This window comes from Thermotalea metallivorans (assembly GCF_001562415.1).
In the GTDB taxonomy this organism is placed as follows: domain Bacteria; phylum Bacillota; class Clostridia; order Peptostreptococcales; family Thermotaleaceae; genus Thermotalea; species Thermotalea metallivorans.
The window spans coordinates 1-1504 of the sequence record NZ_LOEE01000101.1 but is presented as its reverse complement, the minus strand read 5'-3'; the positions used below and the strand labels follow the sequence as shown (position 1 = coordinate 1504).

The 1504-nt window shown below is 42.6% G+C and carries 1 protein-coding gene; it reads left to right on the top strand.

Annotation, left to right across the window (positions count from 1 at the left end):
* Positions 1–159 precede the first annotated feature (159 nt).
* Positions 160–1416 (top strand): IS110 family RNA-guided transposase, encoded by a 1257-nt coding sequence (locus tag AN619_RS15315; protein WP_068558122.1) that lies wholly within the window; start codon positions 160–162, stop codon positions 1414–1416.
* The last annotated feature ends 88 nt before the right edge of the window (positions 1417–1504 follow it).

The following is a 1504-nucleotide window of genomic DNA, read 5'->3' as shown; positions in this document are numbered from 1 at the left end:
TTAAATCAGTATATTAACCAGTGTAAGAATCACCTTTCAAGCACAAATGAGTGGATCTATAAGACCGCAAGCTAATCATTGCTTTAGCTTCTCGTTAAATGTGTGGTGATTCAGTCAATGTCTTCCTCCTCAACTACTAATTTCGAAGGAGGTTGTGCCATGAAAGTTGTTTACCCTGTCTGCTGCGGCGTCGATGTGCATAAGACTTTTCTCGTCGCCACGCTCATAACTTCGCAAGGAATCACTCCCCATTACTCAAAAAAGCGATTTTCCACCTTCAACAATTCCATCTTACAGTTTAAACAGTGGTTAATCGACAATAACTGCTTTGACGTTTGCATGGAATCCACCGGGAAGTATTGGGTTCCAGTCTACAATCTTTTGGAAGATACCATCCGTATCACCGTCGCCAATCCCAAATGGGTGAAGGTCGTAAAGGGAAATAAGGATGATAAGAAAGATTCCAAGTGGATCGGAGACCTCTTCCGGTTGGGTTTGGTACCTGGAAGTTATATTCCCAGTAAACCCATTCGTATTCTTCGTGAATACACCCGATACCGTTACAAACTTGTTTCCTGTAAAAGCAGTGAAAAGAACCGTTTTCAAAATGCCTTCACTGTTTGCAATGTAGCCCTTGATGCTGTCGTTTCCGACATGTTTGGCAAGTCTGCCTCTTCCATCACGGACTACCTGGTTTCCTCTGATTCCTTTGACCCGGTTCACTGTTCGTCTCTTCTTCACAAATCCTTGAAGAAAAAAGCAGATACCGTGATTGAATCCATTGAAGGATACCAGATGACCAAGGAACAAAAGGAACGCATCGTAATGATCCGCTCTCATCTGGATTTCGTCCAACAATCCATTGCCAAGCTGGATGAAAAGCTGGACAAGATGGTTGCTCCTTATGAAAGCGCCATTAGTCTACTCTGTACCATTCCCGGAGTTGACAGAGCTTCGGCTATCACCATCATCTCCGAGATTGGCACAGATATGTCTCAGTTTGCCAACTCCAAGCGTTTATGCTGTTGGGCGGGTCTAACCCCGGGCAATAACGAATCTGCCGGTAAGAAGAAATCTGTACGAATTACACGTGCCGGTGTCTATCTCAAACCTGCATTGGTACAAGTTGCCCATGCAGCCGTGAAATCGGACAAGGCTCCTTACTACAAAATCAAGTACGAACGCCTTTGCAAAAGGAGGGACAAAAAAAGAGCCATTATCGCTATCGCAAGGATGATACTCACCGCCATTTACAATATGTTTGTTACCGGCGAAATGTGGAATCCAAGTGATTTGTACAAAATTGACATGCCACAAGAAATGCTGGAAAAACAGAAGGAGAAAGCAATTAAACAAGCTGTAAAACTCCTCGTTTCCAATGGTGTAATAAAAGCTACTGACATTTCTGTGGCTTAAACTTACAGCTATTAAATTTTCAAAGGACAATAGTACCTTTATTTAAGTGTGCCCATTTTTAAACTACGTTGAGTTATTTTTCAAGCTA

Excerpts from the sequence above, each read along its gene's own strand:
- AN619_RS15315 (WP_068558122.1), top strand. The coding sequence starts at position 160 with ATGAAAGTTGTTTACCCTGTCTGCTGCGGCGTCGATGTGCATAAGACT.